Annotated in this window: 16 protein-coding genes; 6 read left to right on the top strand and 10 right to left on the bottom strand. The window is 67.8% G+C overall.

From position 1 onward, the window contains the following. Positions 1 to 165 precede the first annotated feature (165 nt). Positions 166 to 3,678, top strand: a complete 3,513-nt coding sequence (dnaE, locus tag MKD38_RS02205) for a DNA polymerase III subunit alpha (protein WP_252674448.1) — start codon at positions 166 to 168, stop codon at positions 3,676 to 3,678. 30 nt (positions 3,679 to 3,708) lie between these two features. Here the strand turns inward: dnaE and MKD38_RS02200 are convergent, their stop codons facing one another. Together MKD38_RS02200 and MKD38_RS02195 are read right to left on the bottom strand one after the other, a co-directional pair. Continuing rightward, complete coding sequence (locus MKD38_RS02200) at positions 3,709 to 4,773, bottom strand: glycosyltransferase family 4 protein (RefSeq protein WP_252674447.1); 1,065 nt, start codon at positions 4,771 to 4,773, stop codon at positions 3,709 to 3,711. Between the two features lie 47 nt (positions 4,774 to 4,820). Next, positions 4,821 to 5,585 (bottom strand): glycosyltransferase family 2 protein, encoded by a 765-nt coding sequence (locus MKD38_RS02195; protein WP_252674446.1) that lies wholly within the window; start codon positions 5,583 to 5,585, stop codon positions 4,821 to 4,823. A 69-nt stretch (positions 5,586 to 5,654) separates the two neighbouring features. On the opposite strand from MKD38_RS02195, the gene MKD38_RS02190 reads away from it, so the two are divergent. From MKD38_RS02190 to msbA, 3 genes are all read left to right on the top strand, one after another. Then, positions 5,655 to 5,903 carry a hypothetical protein gene (locus MKD38_RS02190; protein ID WP_252674445.1) on the top strand — a complete coding sequence of 83 codons (249 nt, stop codon included), beginning with the start codon at positions 5,655 to 5,657 and terminating at the stop codon, positions 5,901 to 5,903. Continuing rightward, positions 5,900 to 6,673, top strand: coding sequence for a glycosyltransferase family 25 protein (locus tag MKD38_RS02185; RefSeq protein ID WP_252674444.1), 774 nt, complete (start codon positions 5,900 to 5,902; stop codon positions 6,671 to 6,673). Before MKD38_RS02190 ends, MKD38_RS02185 begins: the two co-directional genes overlap by 4 nt. Before the next feature lie 99 nt (positions 6,674 to 6,772). Then, a complete protein-coding gene (gene msbA, locus MKD38_RS02180) occupies positions 6,773 to 8,497 on the top strand; it encodes a lipid A export permease/ATP-binding protein MsbA (protein WP_252674669.1) in 1,725 nt (574 codons plus the stop codon). Positions 8,498 to 8,571: 74 nt separating this feature from the next. Here the strand turns inward: msbA and waaC are convergent, their stop codons facing one another. Continuing rightward, on the bottom strand, positions 8,572 to 9,549 hold the full coding sequence (waaC, locus tag MKD38_RS02175) for a lipopolysaccharide heptosyltransferase I (RefSeq protein ID WP_252674443.1): 978 nt from the start codon (positions 9,547 to 9,549) through the stop codon (positions 8,572 to 8,574). Positions 9,550 to 9,727: 178 nt separating this feature from the next. Between waaC and MKD38_RS02170 the strand changes: the two genes are divergently transcribed. Then, positions 9,728 to 10,318 (top strand): peroxidase-related enzyme, encoded by a 591-nt coding sequence (locus MKD38_RS02170; protein WP_252674442.1) that lies wholly within the window; start codon positions 9,728 to 9,730, stop codon positions 10,316 to 10,318. Positions 10,319 to 10,362: 44 nt separating this feature from the next. Here the strand turns inward: MKD38_RS02170 and MKD38_RS02165 are convergent, their stop codons facing one another. Then, entirely contained in the window at positions 10,363 to 10,872 is a 510-nt protein-coding gene (locus MKD38_RS02165; RefSeq protein ID WP_252674441.1) for a hypothetical protein, read from the bottom strand. A 316-nt stretch (positions 10,873 to 11,188) separates the two neighbouring features. Here MKD38_RS02165 and MKD38_RS02160 point away from each other — a divergent pair, with 316 nt between their 5' ends. Further along, positions 11,189 to 11,518, top strand: coding sequence for a hypothetical protein (locus MKD38_RS02160; RefSeq protein ID WP_252674440.1), 330 nt, complete (start codon positions 11,189 to 11,191; stop codon positions 11,516 to 11,518). Between the two features lie 78 nt (positions 11,519 to 11,596). Here MKD38_RS02160 and rng read toward each other — a convergent pair whose 3' ends face one another. From rng to hemF, 6 genes are all read right to left on the bottom strand, one after another. Continuing rightward, complete coding sequence (gene rng, locus MKD38_RS02155) at positions 11,597 to 13,063, bottom strand: ribonuclease G (protein ID WP_111518973.1); 1,467 nt, start codon at positions 13,061 to 13,063, stop codon at positions 11,597 to 11,599. Between the two features lie 86 nt (positions 13,064 to 13,149). Next, complete coding sequence (locus tag MKD38_RS02150) at positions 13,150 to 13,764, bottom strand: Maf family protein (RefSeq protein WP_252674439.1); 615 nt, start codon at positions 13,762 to 13,764, stop codon at positions 13,150 to 13,152. Positions 13,765 to 13,805: 41 nt separating this feature from the next. Next, positions 13,806 to 14,285 (bottom strand): 23S rRNA (pseudouridine(1915)-N(3))-methyltransferase RlmH, encoded by a 480-nt coding sequence (gene rlmH, locus MKD38_RS02145; protein WP_252674438.1) that lies wholly within the window; start codon positions 14,283 to 14,285, stop codon positions 13,806 to 13,808. A gap of 72 nt (positions 14,286 to 14,357) precedes the next feature. Continuing rightward, positions 14,358 to 15,107: a ribosome silencing factor gene (gene rsfS / locus MKD38_RS02140; RefSeq protein WP_252674437.1), complete on the bottom strand. Its 750-nt coding sequence runs from the start codon at positions 15,105 to 15,107 to the stop codon at positions 14,358 to 14,360. A 63-nt stretch (positions 15,108 to 15,170) separates the two neighbouring features. Beyond that, positions 15,171 to 15,908: a nicotinate-nucleotide adenylyltransferase gene (locus MKD38_RS02135; RefSeq protein WP_252674436.1), complete on the bottom strand. Its 738-nt coding sequence runs from the start codon at positions 15,906 to 15,908 to the stop codon at positions 15,171 to 15,173. A 10-nt stretch (positions 15,909 to 15,918) separates the two neighbouring features. Next, on the bottom strand, positions 15,919 to 16,830 hold the full coding sequence (hemF, locus tag MKD38_RS02130; RefSeq protein WP_252674435.1) for an oxygen-dependent coproporphyrinogen oxidase: 912 nt from the start codon (positions 16,828 to 16,830) through the stop codon (positions 15,919 to 15,921). Positions 16,831 to 16,912: the final 82 nt, after the last annotated feature.

Below are 16,912 nucleotides of genomic sequence, written 5' to 3'. Positions count from 1 at the left end.
GCCTGCGATAACTGCCTGATTGGAAAGGCGAAATTATAGCGTGCGCGCAAGCTTCCCGCGGCGCATTCCCCAGCACGCCGATCAGCTATGCGCCGCGGCGCGCCGGCTCGCGTGGCACGCAACATTGGCGGCATGCCCGCGGGCCGAGCCGGTACAATGTCGCCCATGTCCGCACCCCGCTTCGTACACCTCCGCCTGCATTCCGAATACTCCGTCGTGGACGGCATCGTCCGCCTCGATGATGCCGTCAAGGCCGCCGCCGCCGATGGCATGGGCGCGCTTGCCCTGACGGATCTTGCCAACGCCTTCGGGCTGATCCGCTACTACAAGGAAGCGCGCGGCAAGGGCATCAAGCCGGTGGTCGGCGCCGACGTCTGGCTGACCAATGCCGAGGACCGCGACAAGCCCGCGCGCCTGCTGCTGCTGGTGCAGGACCGGCGCGGCTACCTGAACCTGTGCATGCTGCTGTCGCGCGCGTGGCTGGGCAACCAGCATCGCGGCCGCGCCGAGATCGATCCGTCGTGGTTCCTGGAACCGGGCGAGGATGACCTGCCGCTGGCCACGGGCCTGATCGCGCTGTCGGGCGCGATGGGCGGCGATATCGGCATGGCGCTCGCCAATGGCAATGCCGAAGGCGCGCGCCGCGCCGCGCAGCACTGGGCCGCGGTGTTCCCGCAGCGCTTCTACATCGAGCTGCAGCGTGCCGGCCACGCCGGCACCGATGCCTACGTGCAGCAGGCGGTGCAGCTGGCGGCGGCGCTGCAGTTGCCGGTGGTGGCGACGCATCCGGTGCAGTTCATGACGCCCGACGACTACACCGCGCACGAGGCGCGCGTGTGCATCGCCGAGGGCGAACTGCTGGCCAACCCGCGTCGCACGCGGCGCTTCACCACCGACCAGTACTTCAAGACCCAGGACGAGATGTGCGCGCTGTTCGCCGACATCCCCTCGGCGCTGGAGAACGCGGTCGAGATCGCGCGCCGCTGCAACCTGACGCTGGAACTGGGCAAGCCGCGCCTGCCACTGTTCCCGACGCCGGACGGCATGTCGCTCGACGACTACCTCGTGTTCATGGCCAAGGACGGCCTGGAGAAGCGCCTGGCGGTGCTGTTTCCCGACGAGGCGGTGCGCGAGGCCAAGCGCCCGGAGTACTATGCACGGCTGGAGTTCGAGACCGGCACCATCATCAAGATGGGCTTCCCCGGCTACTTCCTGATCGTGGCGGACTTTATCAACTGGGCCAAGAACAACGGCGTGCCGGTAGGCCCGGGCCGCGGCTCGGGCGCGGGTTCGCTGGTGGCGTATGCGCTCGGCATTACGGACCTCGACCCGCTCAAGTACGCGCTGCTGTTCGAGCGTTTCCTGAACCCGGAACGGGTCTCGATGCCCGACTTCGACATCGACTTCTGCCAGCACGGCCGCGATCGCGTGATTACCTACGTGAAGGAGAAGTACGGCAAGGACGCGGTGTCGCAGATCGCCACCTTCGGCACCATGGCGGCCAAGGCCGCGGTGCGCGACGTGGGCCGCGTGCTCGACCTGGGCTACGGCTTTGTCGATGGCATCGCCAAGCTGATCCCGTTCAAGCCGGGCAAGCTGGTCACCATCGAAGAGGCCAAGAAGGAAGAGCCGCTGCTGACCGAGCGCGAGCGCAACGAGGAAGAAGTGCGCCAGCTGCTGGAGCTGGCGCAGCGCGTCGAGGGCATGACCCGCAACGTCGGCATGCACGCCGGCGGCGTGCTGATCGCGCCCGGCCGGCTCACCGACTTCTGCCCGTTGTACACGCAGGGCGCGCAGAACGACGGCATGAGCGGCGTGGTCAGCCAGTACGACAAGGACGACGTCGAGGCCGCCGGCCTGGTCAAGTTCGACTTCCTGGGCCTGACCACGCTGACCATCCTCGACTGGGCCGAGCGCTATATCCGCCGCCTCGACCCGAGCAAGTCCGACTGGAACTGCAGCCAGATCCCGCTCGACGACGGCCCCGCCTTCGACATCCTCAAGACCGCCAACACGGTCGCCGTGTTCCAGCTGGAAAGCCGCGGCATGCAGGGCATGCTCAAGGATGCCAAGCCTGACCGCTTCGAGGACATCATCGCGCTGGTGGCGCTGTACCGTCCCGGCCCGATGGACCTGATCCCCAGCTTCTGCGCGCGCAAGCACGGCCGCGAGAAGGTCGAGTATCCCGATCCGCGCGTCGAACCCGTCCTGAAAGAGACCTACGGCATCATGGTCTACCAGGAGCAGGTGATGCAGATGGCGCAGATCATCGGCGGCTACTCGCTCGGTGGCGCCGACCTGCTGCGCCGCGCGATGGGCAAGAAGAAGCCCGAGGAAATGGCGCAGCACCGCGTCATGTTCCGCGAGGGCGCCGACAAGAACGGGCTGTCCGCGCAGCAGGCCGACGACATCTTCGACCTGATGGAGAAGTTCGCGGGCTACGGCTTCAACAAGTCGCACGCGGCTGCGTATGCGTTGCTGGCCTATTACACCGCGTGGCTCAAGGCTCATCACCCGGCCGAATTCATGGCAGCCAACATGTCGCTGGCCATGGACGACACCGACAAGGTCAAGATCCTCTACGAGGACTGCAAGCTCAACAAGATCGCGGTGCTGCCGCCGGACGTCAACGCCAGCGAATACCGCTTCGCGCCGACCGATCCCAGGACCATCCGCTACGGCCTGGGCGGCATCAAGGGCAGCGGGCAGGGCGCGATCGAAGACATCCTGCGCGCGCGCGAGGAGCGGCCCTTCACCGACCTGTTCGATTTCTGCGAGCGGGTCGACCGCCGCCAGGTCAATCGCCGCACCATCGAGGCGCTGATCCGCGCGGGCGCCTTCGACAGCCTCAACGACAACCGCGCGCAGCTGCTCGCCTCGGTGCCGATCGCGATGGAAGCCGCCGAGCAGAAGGCCGAATCCGCCAACCAGGTATCGCTGTTCGACCTGATGGGCGACGCCGGCGACGCGCACCGGCCGGAGCTGCTCGACGAGCCGCGCTGGAGCCCCAAGCGCACGCTGCAGGAAGAAAAGCAGGCGCTTGGCTACTACTTCTCGGGCCACCTGTTCGATGCCTACCGCGACGAGGTGCGCCGCTTCAACAAGGGCACGCTGGCCGGGCTGGAAAAGGAAGTGCAGGGCAACGGCGGCGGCTTCGGCCGCGACGTGCGCGGCAAGACCATTGCCGGCGTGATCAGCGGCATGCGCACGCAGATGACCCAGCGCGGCAAGATGCTGATCGTGACGCTCGACGACGGCACCGGCCTGGTCGAGATGACCGTGTTCAACGAGGTCTTCGACGCCAACCGGCAGATGTTCCGCGAGGACGAACTGCTGATTGCCACCGGCAATGCGCGCCACGATACCTTCACCGGCGGCGTTCGCTTCACCGCCGAATCGGTGATGGATCTGGTCGCCGCGCGGGTGCGCTTTGCCAGCGCGGTGCGGCTGTCGATGAATGGCAATTCCTCGACCGGCATGCTGCGCGAGCTGCTGATGCCCCACCTCGCGCGCGCCAGCGGCGCGCAGGGCCTGCCGGTGCGGATCCGCTACGAGGCGAAGTCCGCCAGCTGCGAGGCCATGCTCGGCCCCGACTGGCAGGTGGTGCCTTCCGACGAGGCACTGACCGCGCTGCGCCAGGTGCTGTCGGCGGACGCCGTCAGCACGGTCTACGAATAAGCGCTGCCGGAGTTTGCGTCGGGTGCTGCATCAGGCGGCGCCCCGCGCGTCGGCGGCCAGCCGCAGCAGGGTGTCGACATGGACCTCGATGCCCGGGTCGTAGTCGAGCAGCGCCAGCGGGTTCGCCAGCCGCGCCTGGCCGCTGCGCACCGACGCCACCGCCGCGCGGATGGCATGGTCCAGGGTCTCGCTGCGTTCGCGCGAGAACGCGTGCATGGCCTGTGGCCGGATCACTTCCAGGCAGGCGATATTGTCGGCAAACACCAGCGGCGTGCCGCACAGCACGGATTCCACCCCCACCAGCCCGAACGGTTCATAGCCGGATGCCAGGATGGTGAAGTCGGCAGCGCGGTAGAGCGCGTCGATGCGGTTGCTGTAGCCCAGTTCGCGCACGCGCGCGATGGTGCGCCCGACCGGGCGGCCGGCCACCGCCAGCGTGATCGGCAGGTCCGAGCGCGAGAAATAATCGGCGAGCAGGTCGAAGCCCTTGCGCGCATGGCCCGAGGACGGGAACAGGAACACGATCTCGTCGTCGCCGAAACCGAATTCGCGCCGCAGCTCGGCGCGCGCACCGTCATCGACCGGCGTGAAGCGCCGCGTGTCGACCGGCGGGTAGACCAGCTCGACGCGCTCGGGCGCGATGCCGTACAGCTCGATCACTTCGCGCCGCATCAGCGCGGAATGCGCCACCACGCGATGCGCGCCGGCATATTGCGCGCTTTCGAGATCGATTTGCCACTGGTCCGAGCGCCGCGCCGGCGTGCCGCGCGCGGCGAGATAGCCGCGATGCGTGCCGCCGCAGATGGCAATATCGGATCCGCGCACGCGGTTGCAGCCGATCAGCACTTCGCCGGCATCGCGCAGCCCCTGCAGCCGCCACGAGAAATAGCGGTCGCGCAGCTTGCCCGGCAGCCACGACACCACGATCCGATGCTCGGCAACCCCGGCGGACGCCGCCACGCCGGCGTCGAAGCGGCGCGCGTAGACCGAGACCTCGGTACCGGCGCGCTTCGCCATGGCGCGGCTGATGTCGAGCGCATAGCGCTCCAGGCCGCCGCCGGCGCCGAAGCGATTGCAGGAGATGCCAACTTTCATCGATCGAGAAGATAAGGGTGGGGCGGCGCGCGGCCGCGTCGGGCGCTTCAGCCGGCGGCCTTGTTTTCGGCCGCGGCGTGCAGCTGCGCCAGCTTGGCGTACTTGTAGTAGCTGGCCTGCGCATTCATCAGCGCGACGCCGAAGCCGGCGCCGCCGTCGAGGAAGCCGCGCTTGAGCAGGTAGGTGCGCACGAACGCCCACAGGCCGTGGCCCGCCGCCGACGCGACCGAGCTGCGCTTGCCACGGGCATAGGCCTGCTGCGCGCCGGCGCTGGAATAGCTGTCGATCTTGCGCAGCACGTCCGACAGCGAGCGGTAGCTGTAGTGGACCAGCGGCTCGCGCAGCCGCGCGACCGGGTCGTCGACCTTGAGGTGTTCGTGCACGAGATCGTCGGTGAAGCGGCCGCGGCCCTTGCGGAAGACGCGGGTGACGTAGTCCGGATACCAGCCGGCGTGGCGCACGAAGGTGCCGCAGAACGCGGACAGGCGCGGCAGCGCCAGCGCCTGGGCGTCGTTGTGCTGCAGTTGGTTCAGGATTTCGTCGCGCAGCGCGGGGGTGACGCGTTCATCGGCGTCCAGGCTGAGGATCCAGTCGCCGCTGGCGGCCTGGACCGCGCGGTTCTTCTGCGGGCCGAAACCCGGCCAGTCCTCGGTCTGGATCACGGTGGCGCCGGCGGCACGCGCGATCGCCACCGTGTCGTCCGTGCTGGCCCAATCCACTATAATCGCCTCTTCGCACCAGGACACGCTTTCAAGGCATGGCCCGATATTGTGAGCTTCATTCCTGGTGATGATGACGGCGGAGACTTTCATGGAACGTAGGGGCGCGCCCCGTCCGGGCCAGACCGGCAGGCCGCCGGCGTCGCCGCCAGCCGGGCGCTGATGGAAGAGCGCGTATTCTACCGCACCGGCGCAGTGGCCCCGCAGCCGCCTGCCTTCGATTTGCCGGTGCGCGCCGCGCGCGCCGAAGCCCAGATCTCAGTTGCCAACTTGATGACACGAGCACATTGGTCCCGATTCGCAGGGATGGAAACGGTTTTATCCCTGGTGGCATGTGCCGCATCGATCTCCGCCGCATCGATCCCCCTTCGGCGCCGGATCGGCCAGGACGCATCGGCGGTGGCGGCATGATCGGCGCCTATGTGATCAATCTCGAAAGCGCCGAGGCGCGTCGCCAGCGCATTGCCGGCCAGCTGATGCGCCTGGGCGTGCCGTTCCAGGTGTTTGCCGCCGTGAACGGACGCGCCCTGGCCGAGGAAGAGGTCGCGCGCCGCTACGACGCGCAGGCCGCCAGCACCAGCTACCGCGCGATGAGCCGCGGCGAGATCGGCTGCGCGCTGAGCCATCTGGGGGTCTACCGCAAGATGCTCGAGGACGGGGCCAGCCTGGCGCTGGTGCTGGAAGACGATGCACTGCTGGGCGATGACGTGCCGGCGGTGCTCGAGGCGCTGGCGTCCCAGATGGACCCGGCCCGCCCGGAGGTCGTGCTGCTGTCGCATGTCGACAAGTTCACCCGCTGGGGCACCAGGCCGCTGGGCCCGCAACGCAAGCTGGTGCGACGCTATGGCGAATGGTGGCGCGCGCATGGCTATGTCGTCACCCGTGCCGCGGCCGAGCGGCTGGTGGCGGGGCTGCAGCCGACCTGGTGCGCTGCCGACTACTGGTCCGCGTTCGAGCGGCGCGGGCTGGTGTCGGTCCGTGCCGTGGTCCCGTATTGCATCGGCCTGACCGAACTGGCCGAGGCCTCGTCGCTGGAAACGCATCGCGCCGACCTCGACGCCACCGACAAGGCGCGCCGCAGTGTCGGCTATTATCTGCGCCGCTATGTCTACCAGCGCTTCCTGTTCCAGGTCTTCGTCAGGCCCTTCCTGCGCGTCGCGCGCCAGAAGCGGCCGGGCTAGCGCCACGCCACGGTGCCGCAACGCCGCCATCATCCAGAAGAAAATCCAGTGACCACATCCAAACCGCCCATCTCGCCAGGTGCCGCCGTGCCGTCCAGCATGGCCAGCCGGCTCTGGTCTTACCTGCGCCCCGAGCTGCGCATCTTTATCGGCGCCATCCTCGCCATGGCGGTGGTGGCCGCCAGCGAAGGGGTGATCCCCAAGGTCGTCAACGACCTGCTCGACAAGGGCTTCGGCGGCGATTACGCCGGCACGCTGTGGCATGTGCCGGCGATCCTGACCGGCGTGGCGCTGATCCGCGGCGTGGCGCAGTTTGCCTCGGGCTACCTGCTCAACCTGATCTCGAACCGCGTGCTGCTGAAGATGCGGCTGCAGATGTTCGAGCGCCTGCTGCAGGCGCCGGCGTCGTTCTACCACCGCAATACCGCGGCGTCGCTGATCAACGCGGTGATCTTCGAGGTCAACCAGGTGCTGCAGATCCTGACCAGCGTGTTTATCACGCTGGTGCGCGATTCGCTGACCGTGGTCGCGCTGCTGATCTACCTGTTCTATACCAACTGGCGCCTGACGCTGATCGTCGCGGTGATCCTGCCGGTGATCGGCTACCTGATGTCGAAGATCAACCGCCGGCTGCGCAAGCTCAACCGCGATCACCAGACCTATACCAACAATGCCGCCTATGTGGTCGAAGAGGCCGTGGGCGGCTACAAGGTGGTCAAGCTGCATGGCGGCGAGGCCTATGAACTGCGGCGCTTCCGCACCGTGGCCGAGCGGCTCAAGAACTACTCGATGCGCATGGCGGTGGCGGGCGGGCTGAACCAGCCGGTCACGGCGTTTTTGGCGGCGCTGGCGCTGTCGGTGATCATCACCATCGCGATGGTGCAGGCGCAGGCCAACCAGACCACGGTGGGCGGCTTTACCGGCTTCGTGATGGCGATGCTGCTGCTGATCTCGCCGCTCAAGCACCTGACCGACATCAACCAGCCGCTGACGCGCGGCATTACCGCCGCCGAGATGATCTTCCGGCTGATCGACGAACCGGTCGAGCCGCAGGACGGCGGCAAGCCGCTCGCCCGAGCCCGCGGCGAACTGGCCTTCGAGCAGGTCGGCTTCCGCTACGGCGAGGCGCCGCGCGCCGCGCTCGAAGGCATCGACCTGCGCGTCAGCCCGGGCGAGGTGGTGGCGCTGGTGGGGCCGTCGGGCAGCGGCAAGACCACGCTGGTCAACCTGGTGCCGCGCTTCTTCGATCCCACCTCCGGTCGCATTTTGCTGGACGGCGTGCCGCTGACCGAGCTGGCGCTCAAGGACCTGCGCAACCAGATCGCCTTCGTCAGCCAGGACGTGGTGCTGTTCAACGACACGGTCGCGGCCAATGTGGCCTATGGCGCGCAGCCTGACAGCGAGATCGACATGGACCGCGTCGAACGCGCGCTGGCGGCGGCCTACCTGACGGAAACGGTCAAGGGCCTGCCCGAGGGCGTGCAGACCAATATCGGTGACAACGGCATGAAGCTGTCCGGCGGCCAGCGCCAGCGCCTGGCGATCGCGCGCGCGCTGTACAAGGATGCGCCGATCCTGATCCTGGACGAGGCCACCTCGGCGCTGGACTCGGAATCGGAGCGCCAGGTGCAGGCGGCGCTGGAGGAGCTGATGAAGGGCCGGACCACGCTGGTGATCGCGCACCGGCTGTCGACCATCGAGAATGCCGACCGCATCGCCGTGCTCGACCATGGCCGCGTCGCCGAGACCGGCACCCACGCGCAGCTGCTGGCGGCCAATGGCCTGTACGCCGGGCTGCACCGGATCCAGTTTGCCAGCCATTAGGCGGTTGCGGACCATCCAGCAAAAAGGGCCGGTGCATTTGCACCGGCCCTTTTTTTGTCGCCCTGGCGGCGAGATCAGCTGGTCGAAATGACCTGCGGCATCACTTCGTCGATGGCTGCCAGCACTTCGGCCCGTTGCGGCACCACGCCGCCGCCGCCCAGCGACACCGCGCGGCCGGGCGCATCGACGCCGTACAGGTGGCGCGAGGTGGTGGTGAACAGGATCACCGTCGGCCGGCGCAGCGCGTCGGCAATATGCACGAAGCCGGTGTCCATGCCGACCACCAGCGACGCCTTGCCCACCATCTGCGCCACGCCGGTGATGCTCAGGCGCGGCATCACCTCGGCGCCGGGCACGCTGGCGGCGATGGTCTCGGCTTCCAGGCGCTCGGCGTCATTGCCCCAGGGCACCAGCACGCGCAGGCCGCGCGCCGAGATGGCGCTGCCGACGCAGATCCAGTCGGCCACCGGCCACTTCTTTTCTTCGCTGGAAGTGGCGTGGAACAGCATCGCATAGGGACCCTTGCCGGCGGCAGCGGGCGTGTCGGCCGGCATTTCCAGGCCGTAGTCCATCTCGCGGGTCATTTCGTAGCCGAGTGCGCGGCTGACGGCGCGGCGCATGCGGTTGCGCGCGCAGTCCTCTTCCACGAACGGCTGAAACACATGGTTGTAGGCGAAGCTTGCGCCGCTCTCGCCCAGTTCCTGGACCGGCAGGCCGTAACGATGGCGGGTGCGGGCGAGGAAGGTGACGATGGCGCTCTTGTAGACGCCGTGGACGTCCAGCACCGCATCGTACTTCTCGCGGCGCAAGGCGCGCAGGGCAGTGAAGATCTCGCGCAGGCCGGCCCAGTTGCGCGCCTTCTTGAAGCCGCGCAGCGGCGCGGCGATCACACGGTCGATGTTGGGGTTCCAGCGCGGCACGTCGGCGCAGTAGGAGTCGGCGATCCAGTCGATCTTGACGCCGGGAAAGGCGCGCTGCAGGTCAGCCACCAGCGGCTGGGTGAACACCATGTCGCCGAGCGAAGTCAGCTTGACGATGAGAATACGTTTCATCGGGAACAGTAGCGCGGTCAGGGGCCCGCCTGGTTCGGAAGGTGCGTAGTATGCCTGATCCGGCCGGCATCTGTCCGTGCGATGGATGGTCGACATGCGGCCCGCCGGCTTGCGCGCAATCCGTTAGTATTGGTGCAGAAGCCTCACGACGATGACGCCAATCCAACCGGAGACCACCATGTCTGACACGGCATTCCCGATCAGCCGCTACGCCATCCCGGCGCTGGCCGACCTCCCTGACGATATCCGCGCGCGCATGCTGGAAGTCCAGGAAAAAGCCGGCTTCGTTCCCAACGTGTTCCTGGCGCTTGCGCACCGTGCCGACGAGTTCCGCGCCTTCTTTGCCTATCACGATGCGCTGATGCTCAAGGACGGCGGCCTGACCAAGGGCGAGCGCGAAATGATCGTGGTGGCCACGTCCGCCGCCAACCAGTGCCTGTACTGCGTGGTGGCGCATGGCGCGATCCTGCGCATCTACGAGAAGAAGCCGCTGGTGGCGGACCAGGTCGCGGTGAATTACCTGAAGGCCGACATCCCGCCGCGCCAGCGCGCCATGCTCGACTTTGCCATGAAGGTCTGCACGGCCTCGCATGAAATCGAGGAGGCCGATTTCGAGGCGCTGCGCGCGCACGGCTTTTCCGACGAGGATGCCTGGGATATCGCCGCGATCACCGCGTTCTTCGGCCTGTCCAACCGCATGGCCAATACCATCGGCATGCGCCCGAACGACGAGTTCTACCTGATGGGCCGGGTGCCGAAGGCGAAGTAGCGGCGCCGCGGTGCGGCAGCGCCGGGTGGTTCCGCATACTTCGCTCAGCGCACTTCGGCGCAGGCACCGCTCTTGGGATCGAACAGCACTGGCCACGCCTGCTCGTAGATGCCGGGCGTGCAGTACTTCTCGCAGCGGTTATGCGCCAGCGTGACGCGGCGCGGATCCTGCCAGACCAGCAGCTTGCACTGGCTGCCGTCGATCGCCTGCAGCTCGATGTGCGGGGTCGCGCGGACCTGGCGGAACTGCACCAGGTTGAATTCGCAACTGCCGCGCCGCGATACCCACAGCTTCCATTTCAGCGCGCGCACCTCGTTGGCGGTAACGTCCATCAGCGCGTCTTCGCGGAAGCCGTCTTCCTCGGTGCGCTTGCAGGCTGCGGCAATGTTGATGGCCTTGGGCGCGATCGGCGTGGCGCGCTCCTTGGGCGCCTCGGGGACTTCGACCCTGGCCTGGGGCGGCGGCGCCGGCGCGCGCCTGGCGATCGGCAATGGCGCGCACGCCACCGATAACAGGAGGGCCAGCACACAGGCCCCATGGTTCGTGGCGTTCATGCCGGACTCCTTGCTTGCCGAACGGCCATGCGCGCCCGAACGGCTCGCGCGGACAGCCGGGAGCGGCCTCCGTGCGAAGGCCGCTGACTACCTTCGTTTAGTTATAGCGGATGGCAAACGGAAATGGGCTAGGGCCATTACCGAGTCCGGAATCCCCGCGTGCGCCAGCCATCGGACAAGCGCCGTCGATGCATCGCGCTTACGTTCGCACTTACGTTCGCGCTTACGTTCGCAGTTACGTAATTAAACAGCTTGAAACACTGCAGTGCGCGCGCGCGTGCTAGCCTCGCCCCAACCTGTTCTTGCCCGTTCCGACATGAAGCCCCGTCTCCTGGTATCCCTCGTGGTCCTGCCCGTGCTCCTCGGCACCTTCTGTGCCACCGCCCATGCCGATGACGACTGGGACGACGATGACCGTTACTATGGGCGGCACCATGGCCGCTATCACAAAGGCGACGACTACAAGGAAGAATTCTGGGTCGGCAACTGCAAGATCAAGCGCAAGTGGAAGGACAACGGCGAGTACAAGGAAGAGCGCAAGTGCAAGGACCGCCCGGTGGTGTACCAGCCGCCGCCACCGCCGCCGGTGTATTACCAGCCCGAACCGGCGCTGGTGATCAGCCCGCACGTGGTGATCCGGCCGTAAAGCAAGACAGCCCGCCAGTTGGCGGGCTGTCTTGCCATGGTGGCGGTAAACGCGGCGAAAAAAAGCGCGCCGGCCGCTTCACATCAGGATGATGTCGTACTGCTCCTGGTGGAAGGTCGATTCCACCTGCAGCGAAATCGGCTTGCCGATGAAGTCGCCCAGCATCGCCAGGTGCTGGCTTTCTTCTTCCAGGAACAGGTCGATCACTTCCTGCGAGGCCAGGATGCGGAACTCGCGCGGGTTGAACTGGCGCGATTCGCGCATGATCTCGCGCAGGATGTCGTAGCAGACCGTGCGCGGGGTCTTGACCTGGCCCTTGCCCTGGCACACCGGGCATTGTTCGCACAGCACATGCGCCAGCGACTCGCGCGTGCGCTTGCGCGTCATCTCGACCAGCCCCAGCTGCGAGAAGCTGTTGACGGTGATGCGGGTGCGGTCGCGCGACAGCGCGCGCTTGAGCTCGGACAGCACCGCGTCGCGGTGCTCGGCGTTCTCCATGTCGATGAAATCGATGATGATGATGCCGCCGAGGTTGCGCAGCCGCAGCTGGCGCGCGATGGTGTGGGCCGCCTCCAGGTTGGTCTTGAAGATGGTGTCGTCAAAGTTGCGCGCGCCCACGTAGCCGCCGGTGTTGACGTCGATGGTCGTCATCGCCTCGGTCTGGTCGATCATCAGGTAGCCGCCCGACTTCAGGTCGACCCGGCGCGACAGCGCCTTCTCGATCTCGGCGTCGATATTGAACAGGTCGAAGATCGGCCGCTCGCCGGTGTAGTGCGACAGCCGGGGCAGCACCGCCGGCGTGTATTCCTTGGCGAACTCCAGCAGCATCTGGTAGTTCTCGCGCGAGTCGATCTGGATCACGCCGGTGGCGTCGTTGATGAAGTCGCGCAGCACGCGCTGGGCCAGGTTCAGGTCCTGGTAGAGCAGGCTGGGCGCGGGCAGGGTGGTGGCGTTCTGGCGGATCGCGCCCCAGATCTTGCGCAGGTAGGCGATATCGTTGCCGAGTTCCTCGTCGGTCGCTTCCTCGGCGATGGTGCGCACGATAAAGCCGCCGCGCTCGTCGGCGGGCACCAGCCCCTGCACGCGGCTGCGCAGCGCCTCGCGGTCGACCTCGCCCTCGATGCGCTGCGAGATGCCGATATGCGGGTCCTGCGGCAGGTACACCAGCGTGCGCCCGGCGATGCTGACCTGGGTCGACAGCCGCGCGCCCTTGGTGCCGATCGGGTCCTTGATCACCTGCACCATCAGCGCCTGGCCCTCGAACAGGGTCTTCTCGATGGCGAGCTGCGGGGTGGTGTTGTTGCGGTCCGGGTCGCGCGGATGCCAGATGTCGGCCACATGCAGGAAGGCGGCGCGCTCCAGGCCGATGTCGATAAAGGCCGACTGCATGCCGGGCAGCACGCGCACCACCTTGCCCAGGTAGATGTTGCCGACCAGCCCGCGCGTGAGCGTGCGTTCGACATGCAGTTCCTGGACGGCGGCCTGCTGCACGATGGCGACGCGGGTCTCTTGGGGCGTGATGTTGACGAGTATGTCTTCAGTCATAGCGGTGAAACGCGTCGCCGGTGGCCCGGCTGTAGAGGTTGGCCCGGCGCGGGGGCCGGGTCTTGTCTGGGCACGGAGGCCGCGGCTCAGAACTGAAGGCGGGCCTGGCGAAGTAACGCGGCCGTCTCAAACAAGGGCAAGCCCATGATACCTGAATAGCTGCCTGCAATCCGCGCCACGAACTCGGCCGCGCGGCCCTGGATGCCGTAGGCGCCGGCCTTGCCCAGCGGCTCGCCGCTGGCGACGTAGCGCTCGATCTCGGCGGGCTGCAGCGGGCGGAAGGTGACTTCGGAAACCGACAGCGCATGGCGCATGCCCGTGGTCGACACCACCGTCACCGCGGTCAGCACGCGATGGGTGGTGCCCGCGAGCGCGCCCAGCATGGCCGCGGCGTCGGCGCCGTCGGCGGGTTTGCCAAGAATGCGGCCGCCCAGGCAGACCGTGGTGTCCGAGGTCAGCACCGGCGCGTCCGGCAGCGCGCGGCGTTCGCGGCGGCGCAGCGCGGCTTCGGCCTTGAGCGCGCACACGCGCTGGACATAGTCGTCGGGAGTCTCGCCGGGCAGCACGGCTTCGAGCGCTTCGGCGTCTTCATCGTCGTCGGCCAGCAGCAGTTCGTAGCGCACGCCGAGCTGGGTCAGCAGCTCGCGCCGGCGCGGGCTTTGCGAGGCGAGATAGAGGTAGTCGTGCAGGGTGTCGGGCATCGCGGCAGGGGCCTTCCGGCGGCGGCCGGGAATCAGTGGAATCAGGCCCGATGGTAGGGGTGGTTCTGCGTGACGGACCACGCGCGGTACAGCTGTTCGGCCAGCAGCACGCGCACCATGCCGTGCGGCAGGGTCAGGCTGGAGAGCCGGATCAGCGTGCTGGCGCGGGTCTTGAGCGCGGGATCGAGCCCGTCGGCGCCGCCGATCAGGAAGGCCACGTCGCCGCCCTCGCGTTGCCAGTCGGTCAGCTGCGCGGCGAGCTGCACCGTGGTGAAGTCGCGCCCGCGCTCGTCCAGCGCGACGATGCGGCACTGCTTCGACAGGCTGCCCAGCACCGTCTCGATGCGCGCGGCTTCGCGCTGCATCACGGTGGCGGCGTTATTGCTGGAGGAGCGGGTCTCTGGCTTGACCTCGCGCAGCTCGATGCGCAGCTCGGGCGGCATGCGCTTGGCGTACTCGCTGAAGCCGGCTTCGATCCAGCCGGGCATCTTGTGGCCGACAGCCACGATCACCAGTTGCATGGGTCAGGCGATGGGGTGGGGCGGTGGGGCAGCACGGCCGCCGGACTGACGCCCAACGGCCGCGCACCGGGCTCAGGCCGAGCGGGTGGCGCGCTTGCGCGCGGCCGGCTTGGCTGCGGCGGTCTTGGCGGGTGCTTTCTTGGCAGGCGCCTTCTTGGCTACGGTCTTGGTGGCCGTCTTGGTCGCGGTCTTGCGTGCGGTGGTGCCGGCGGCGCTCTTGCGCGGCGCGGCGGCGCGCGTGCCGGTGGCCTTGCTCGCCGTCGTCTTGGCGGCGCTCTTGCGGGCCGGCTTGCGGATGGTGGCGATGGCGTCCGCGTCGGTGTCCTCGTGGCCCATCGGCGGCGACGGCTCCTTCATGCCTTCGGGCAGGCGCGCCAGCGCCGGACGCAGGTTGCTGGCGCGGCGCACGGTGCGCACCGGGGCCTCGTCCTCGTCTTCGTCCATTGGCTCGCTGGCTTTGGCCAGGCTGCGGGCACCGGTGGCCAGCTTCATGCGCACCGGCTTGTCGCCCCAGATCTCTTCCAGGTTGTAGTACAGGCGCAGTTGCGGCTGCAGGATGTGGACCACGGCATCGCCGCAGTCGACCAGCACCCATTCGCCGGTTTCCAGGCCCTCGACCGCCACGATATGGCCGCCCGCTTCCTTCACCGTATCCCGCACCGACGCTGCCAGCGCCTTGGTCTGCCGGTTGGATGTCCCGCTGGCAATCACCACCCGGTCGAACAGTTCCGTCAGGTGGCTGGTGTCGTACACCTTGATGTCCTGCGCTTTGACATCCTCGAGCCCGTCGACGATGGCGCGTTGCAGTTTACGAATATCCATGGGTGTCTTCTTGTTCAGCTCAGATCGGTTTGGGGGTGGGCGCCGGGGTCGGTGCAACCCTGGTCATGCCCGGGCCGGGGCGTTGCGGTACAGCCCGTGGCTGGCAATGTAGTGTGCCACGCCGGGCGGCAGTTGGTCATCTGCCGGCTGGCCGGCCGCCAGCCGCTGGCGCAGATGGGTGGAAGAGAGGTCGACGGCGAGCGTCTGGTCGATCCACATCCGGCCGGAGGGCGTGCATTGTATCAGGTGCGTGTCGGCCTGGCGCTCGGCCAGCGCGGCCAGCACCGGACCCTCCAGCGCCTCCAGCGCAAAGCGCGGCCGTGTCGCAGTGCACAAGTGCACGTGCGCGAACAGTTCCTGCCAGCCATGCCAGGTGTGCAGGCGCAGCAGCTGGTCGGCACCCATCAGCCAGCACAGCGAGGCCTCGGGACCGTATTCGTCGCGCAGCTGGCGCACTGTGTCGATGGTGTAGCTGGGGCCGGCGCGATCCACTTCCATGCGGCTGACGCGGATCCTGGCGCCGCTGTCGCCGAGCGCGGCGGCAGCCAGCTGGGTCATCGCCAGGCGGTCGGCGGCCGGGGTCACGTCGTCGCCCTTCTGCCAGGACTGGCCGGTGGGAATCCACACCAGCTCGTCCAGGCCCAGATGGTCGATGCACAGCCGGGCCAGCGCCAGGTGCCCGACATGGGGCGGATCAAAGGTGCCGCCCAGGATACCGAGGCGGTAGGGGCGGGCGGCGCCAGCCTGTGGCGAGGCGCCCGCGTCGGCGGCGGGCTTGCGGGGGGGCGCGGGATGGGCCATGGCTCAGCCGTCAGGCCCAGTCGCGCGCCGGCAGGAAATCGGTGTACAGCGCCGCTTCGGGGCTGCCCGGTTCCGGTTGCCAGTCATAGCGCCAGCTTACCAGCGGCGGCATCGACATCAGGATGGATTCGGCGCGTCCGCCCGATTGCAGGCCGAACAGCGTGCCGCGGTCGAACACCAGGTTGAATTCGACGTAGCGCCCGCGCCGGTAGGCCTGGAACGCGCGTTCGCGCTCGCCGTAGGGCGTGTCCTTGCGGCCCTGCAGGATCGGCAGGTAGGCGTCCAGGAAGGCGTCGCCGACCGCCTGCATCATGGCGAAGCTGCGTTCGAAGCCAAGCGCGGAGAAGTCGTCGAAGAAGATGCCGCCGATGCCGCGCGCCTCGTTGCGGTGCTTCAGGAAGAAATACTCGTCGCACCACTGCTTGAAGCGCGGATACAGTTCGTCGCCGAACGGCGCCAGCGCCTCCCGGCAGGTGCGGTGGAAGTGGCTGCAGTCGTCGGCGTTGCCGTAGTAGGGCGTCAGGTCCATGCCGCCGCCGAACCACCAGACCGGTTCCGCCCCCGGCTTTACCGCCAGGAAGCAGCGCACGTTCATATGCACCGTGGGCACATGGGGATTGCGCGGATGGAACACCAGCGACACGCCCATGGCCTCGAAGCTGCGCCCCGCCAGTTCCGGCCGGTTGGCCGTGGCCGACGGCGGCAGGGTGTCGCCGCTGACGTGCGAGAAGCCCACGCCCGCGCGCTCCATCACCGCGCCGCCTTCGAGGATGCGGGTGCGGCCGCTGCCGCGCAGGCGTTCGGTGGGCGGTTTCTCCCAGGTGTCGGTCAGGAACGGCTGGCCGTCGATGGCACCGATGGCATCGGTGATGCGGTCTTGCAGACCGAGCAGATAGGCACGGACTGCCTGGGAATCGATCATGGTGGGCTGAATCGGATGAACCGACGAATGGACCGGCCGGATGGCACTCCGGCAGCCAGTCGGCTGCCGGTTGCGTCACAGC

This window comes from Cupriavidus sp. WGlv3 (assembly GCF_023952475.1).
In the GTDB taxonomy this organism is placed as follows: domain Bacteria; phylum Pseudomonadota; class Gammaproteobacteria; order Burkholderiales; family Burkholderiaceae; genus Cupriavidus; species Cupriavidus phytorum.
The sequence above is the reverse complement of the archived record's forward strand: the minus strand, read 5'-3'. Positions and strand labels throughout refer to the sequence as shown.

Coding starts and splice junctions, on each gene's coding strand:
- dnaE (WP_252674448.1), top strand. CDS start 166: ATGTCCGCACCCCGCTTCGTACACCTCCGCCTGCATTCCGAATACTCC.
- MKD38_RS02200 (WP_252674447.1), bottom strand. CDS start 4,773: ATGAAAGTTGGCATCTCCTGCAATCGCTTCGGCGCCGGCGGCGGCCTG.
- MKD38_RS02195 (WP_252674446.1), bottom strand. CDS start 5,585: ATGAAAGTCTCCGCCGTCATCATCACCAGGAATGAAGCTCACAATATC.
- MKD38_RS02190 (WP_252674445.1), top strand. CDS start 5,655: ATGGAAGAGCGCGTATTCTACCGCACCGGCGCAGTGGCCCCGCAGCCG.
- MKD38_RS02185 (WP_252674444.1), top strand. CDS start 5,900: ATGATCGGCGCCTATGTGATCAATCTCGAAAGCGCCGAGGCGCGTCGC.
- msbA (WP_252674669.1), top strand. CDS start 6,773: ATGGCCAGCCGGCTCTGGTCTTACCTGCGCCCCGAGCTGCGCATCTTT.
- waaC (WP_252674443.1), bottom strand. CDS start 9,549: ATGAAACGTATTCTCATCGTCAAGCTGACTTCGCTCGGCGACATGGTG.
- MKD38_RS02170 (WP_252674442.1), top strand. CDS start 9,728: ATGTCTGACACGGCATTCCCGATCAGCCGCTACGCCATCCCGGCGCTG.
- MKD38_RS02165 (WP_252674441.1), bottom strand. CDS start 10,872: ATGAACGCCACGAACCATGGGGCCTGTGTGCTGGCCCTCCTGTTATCG.
- MKD38_RS02160 (WP_252674440.1), top strand. CDS start 11,189: ATGAAGCCCCGTCTCCTGGTATCCCTCGTGGTCCTGCCCGTGCTCCTC.
- rng (WP_111518973.1), bottom strand. CDS start 13,063: ATGACTGAAGACATACTCGTCAACATCACGCCCCAAGAGACCCGCGTC.
- MKD38_RS02150 (WP_252674439.1), bottom strand. CDS start 13,764: ATGCCCGACACCCTGCACGACTACCTCTATCTCGCCTCGCAAAGCCCG.
- rlmH (WP_252674438.1), bottom strand. CDS start 14,285: ATGCAACTGGTGATCGTGGCTGTCGGCCACAAGATGCCCGGCTGGATC.
- rsfS (WP_252674437.1), bottom strand. CDS start 15,107: ATGGATATTCGTAAACTGCAACGCGCCATCGTCGACGGGCTCGAGGAT.
- MKD38_RS02135 (WP_252674436.1), bottom strand. CDS start 15,908: ATGGCCCATCCCGCGCCCCCCCGCAAGCCCGCCGCCGACGCGGGCGCC.
- hemF (WP_252674435.1), bottom strand. CDS start 16,830: ATGATCGATTCCCAGGCAGTCCGTGCCTATCTGCTCGGTCTGCAAGAC.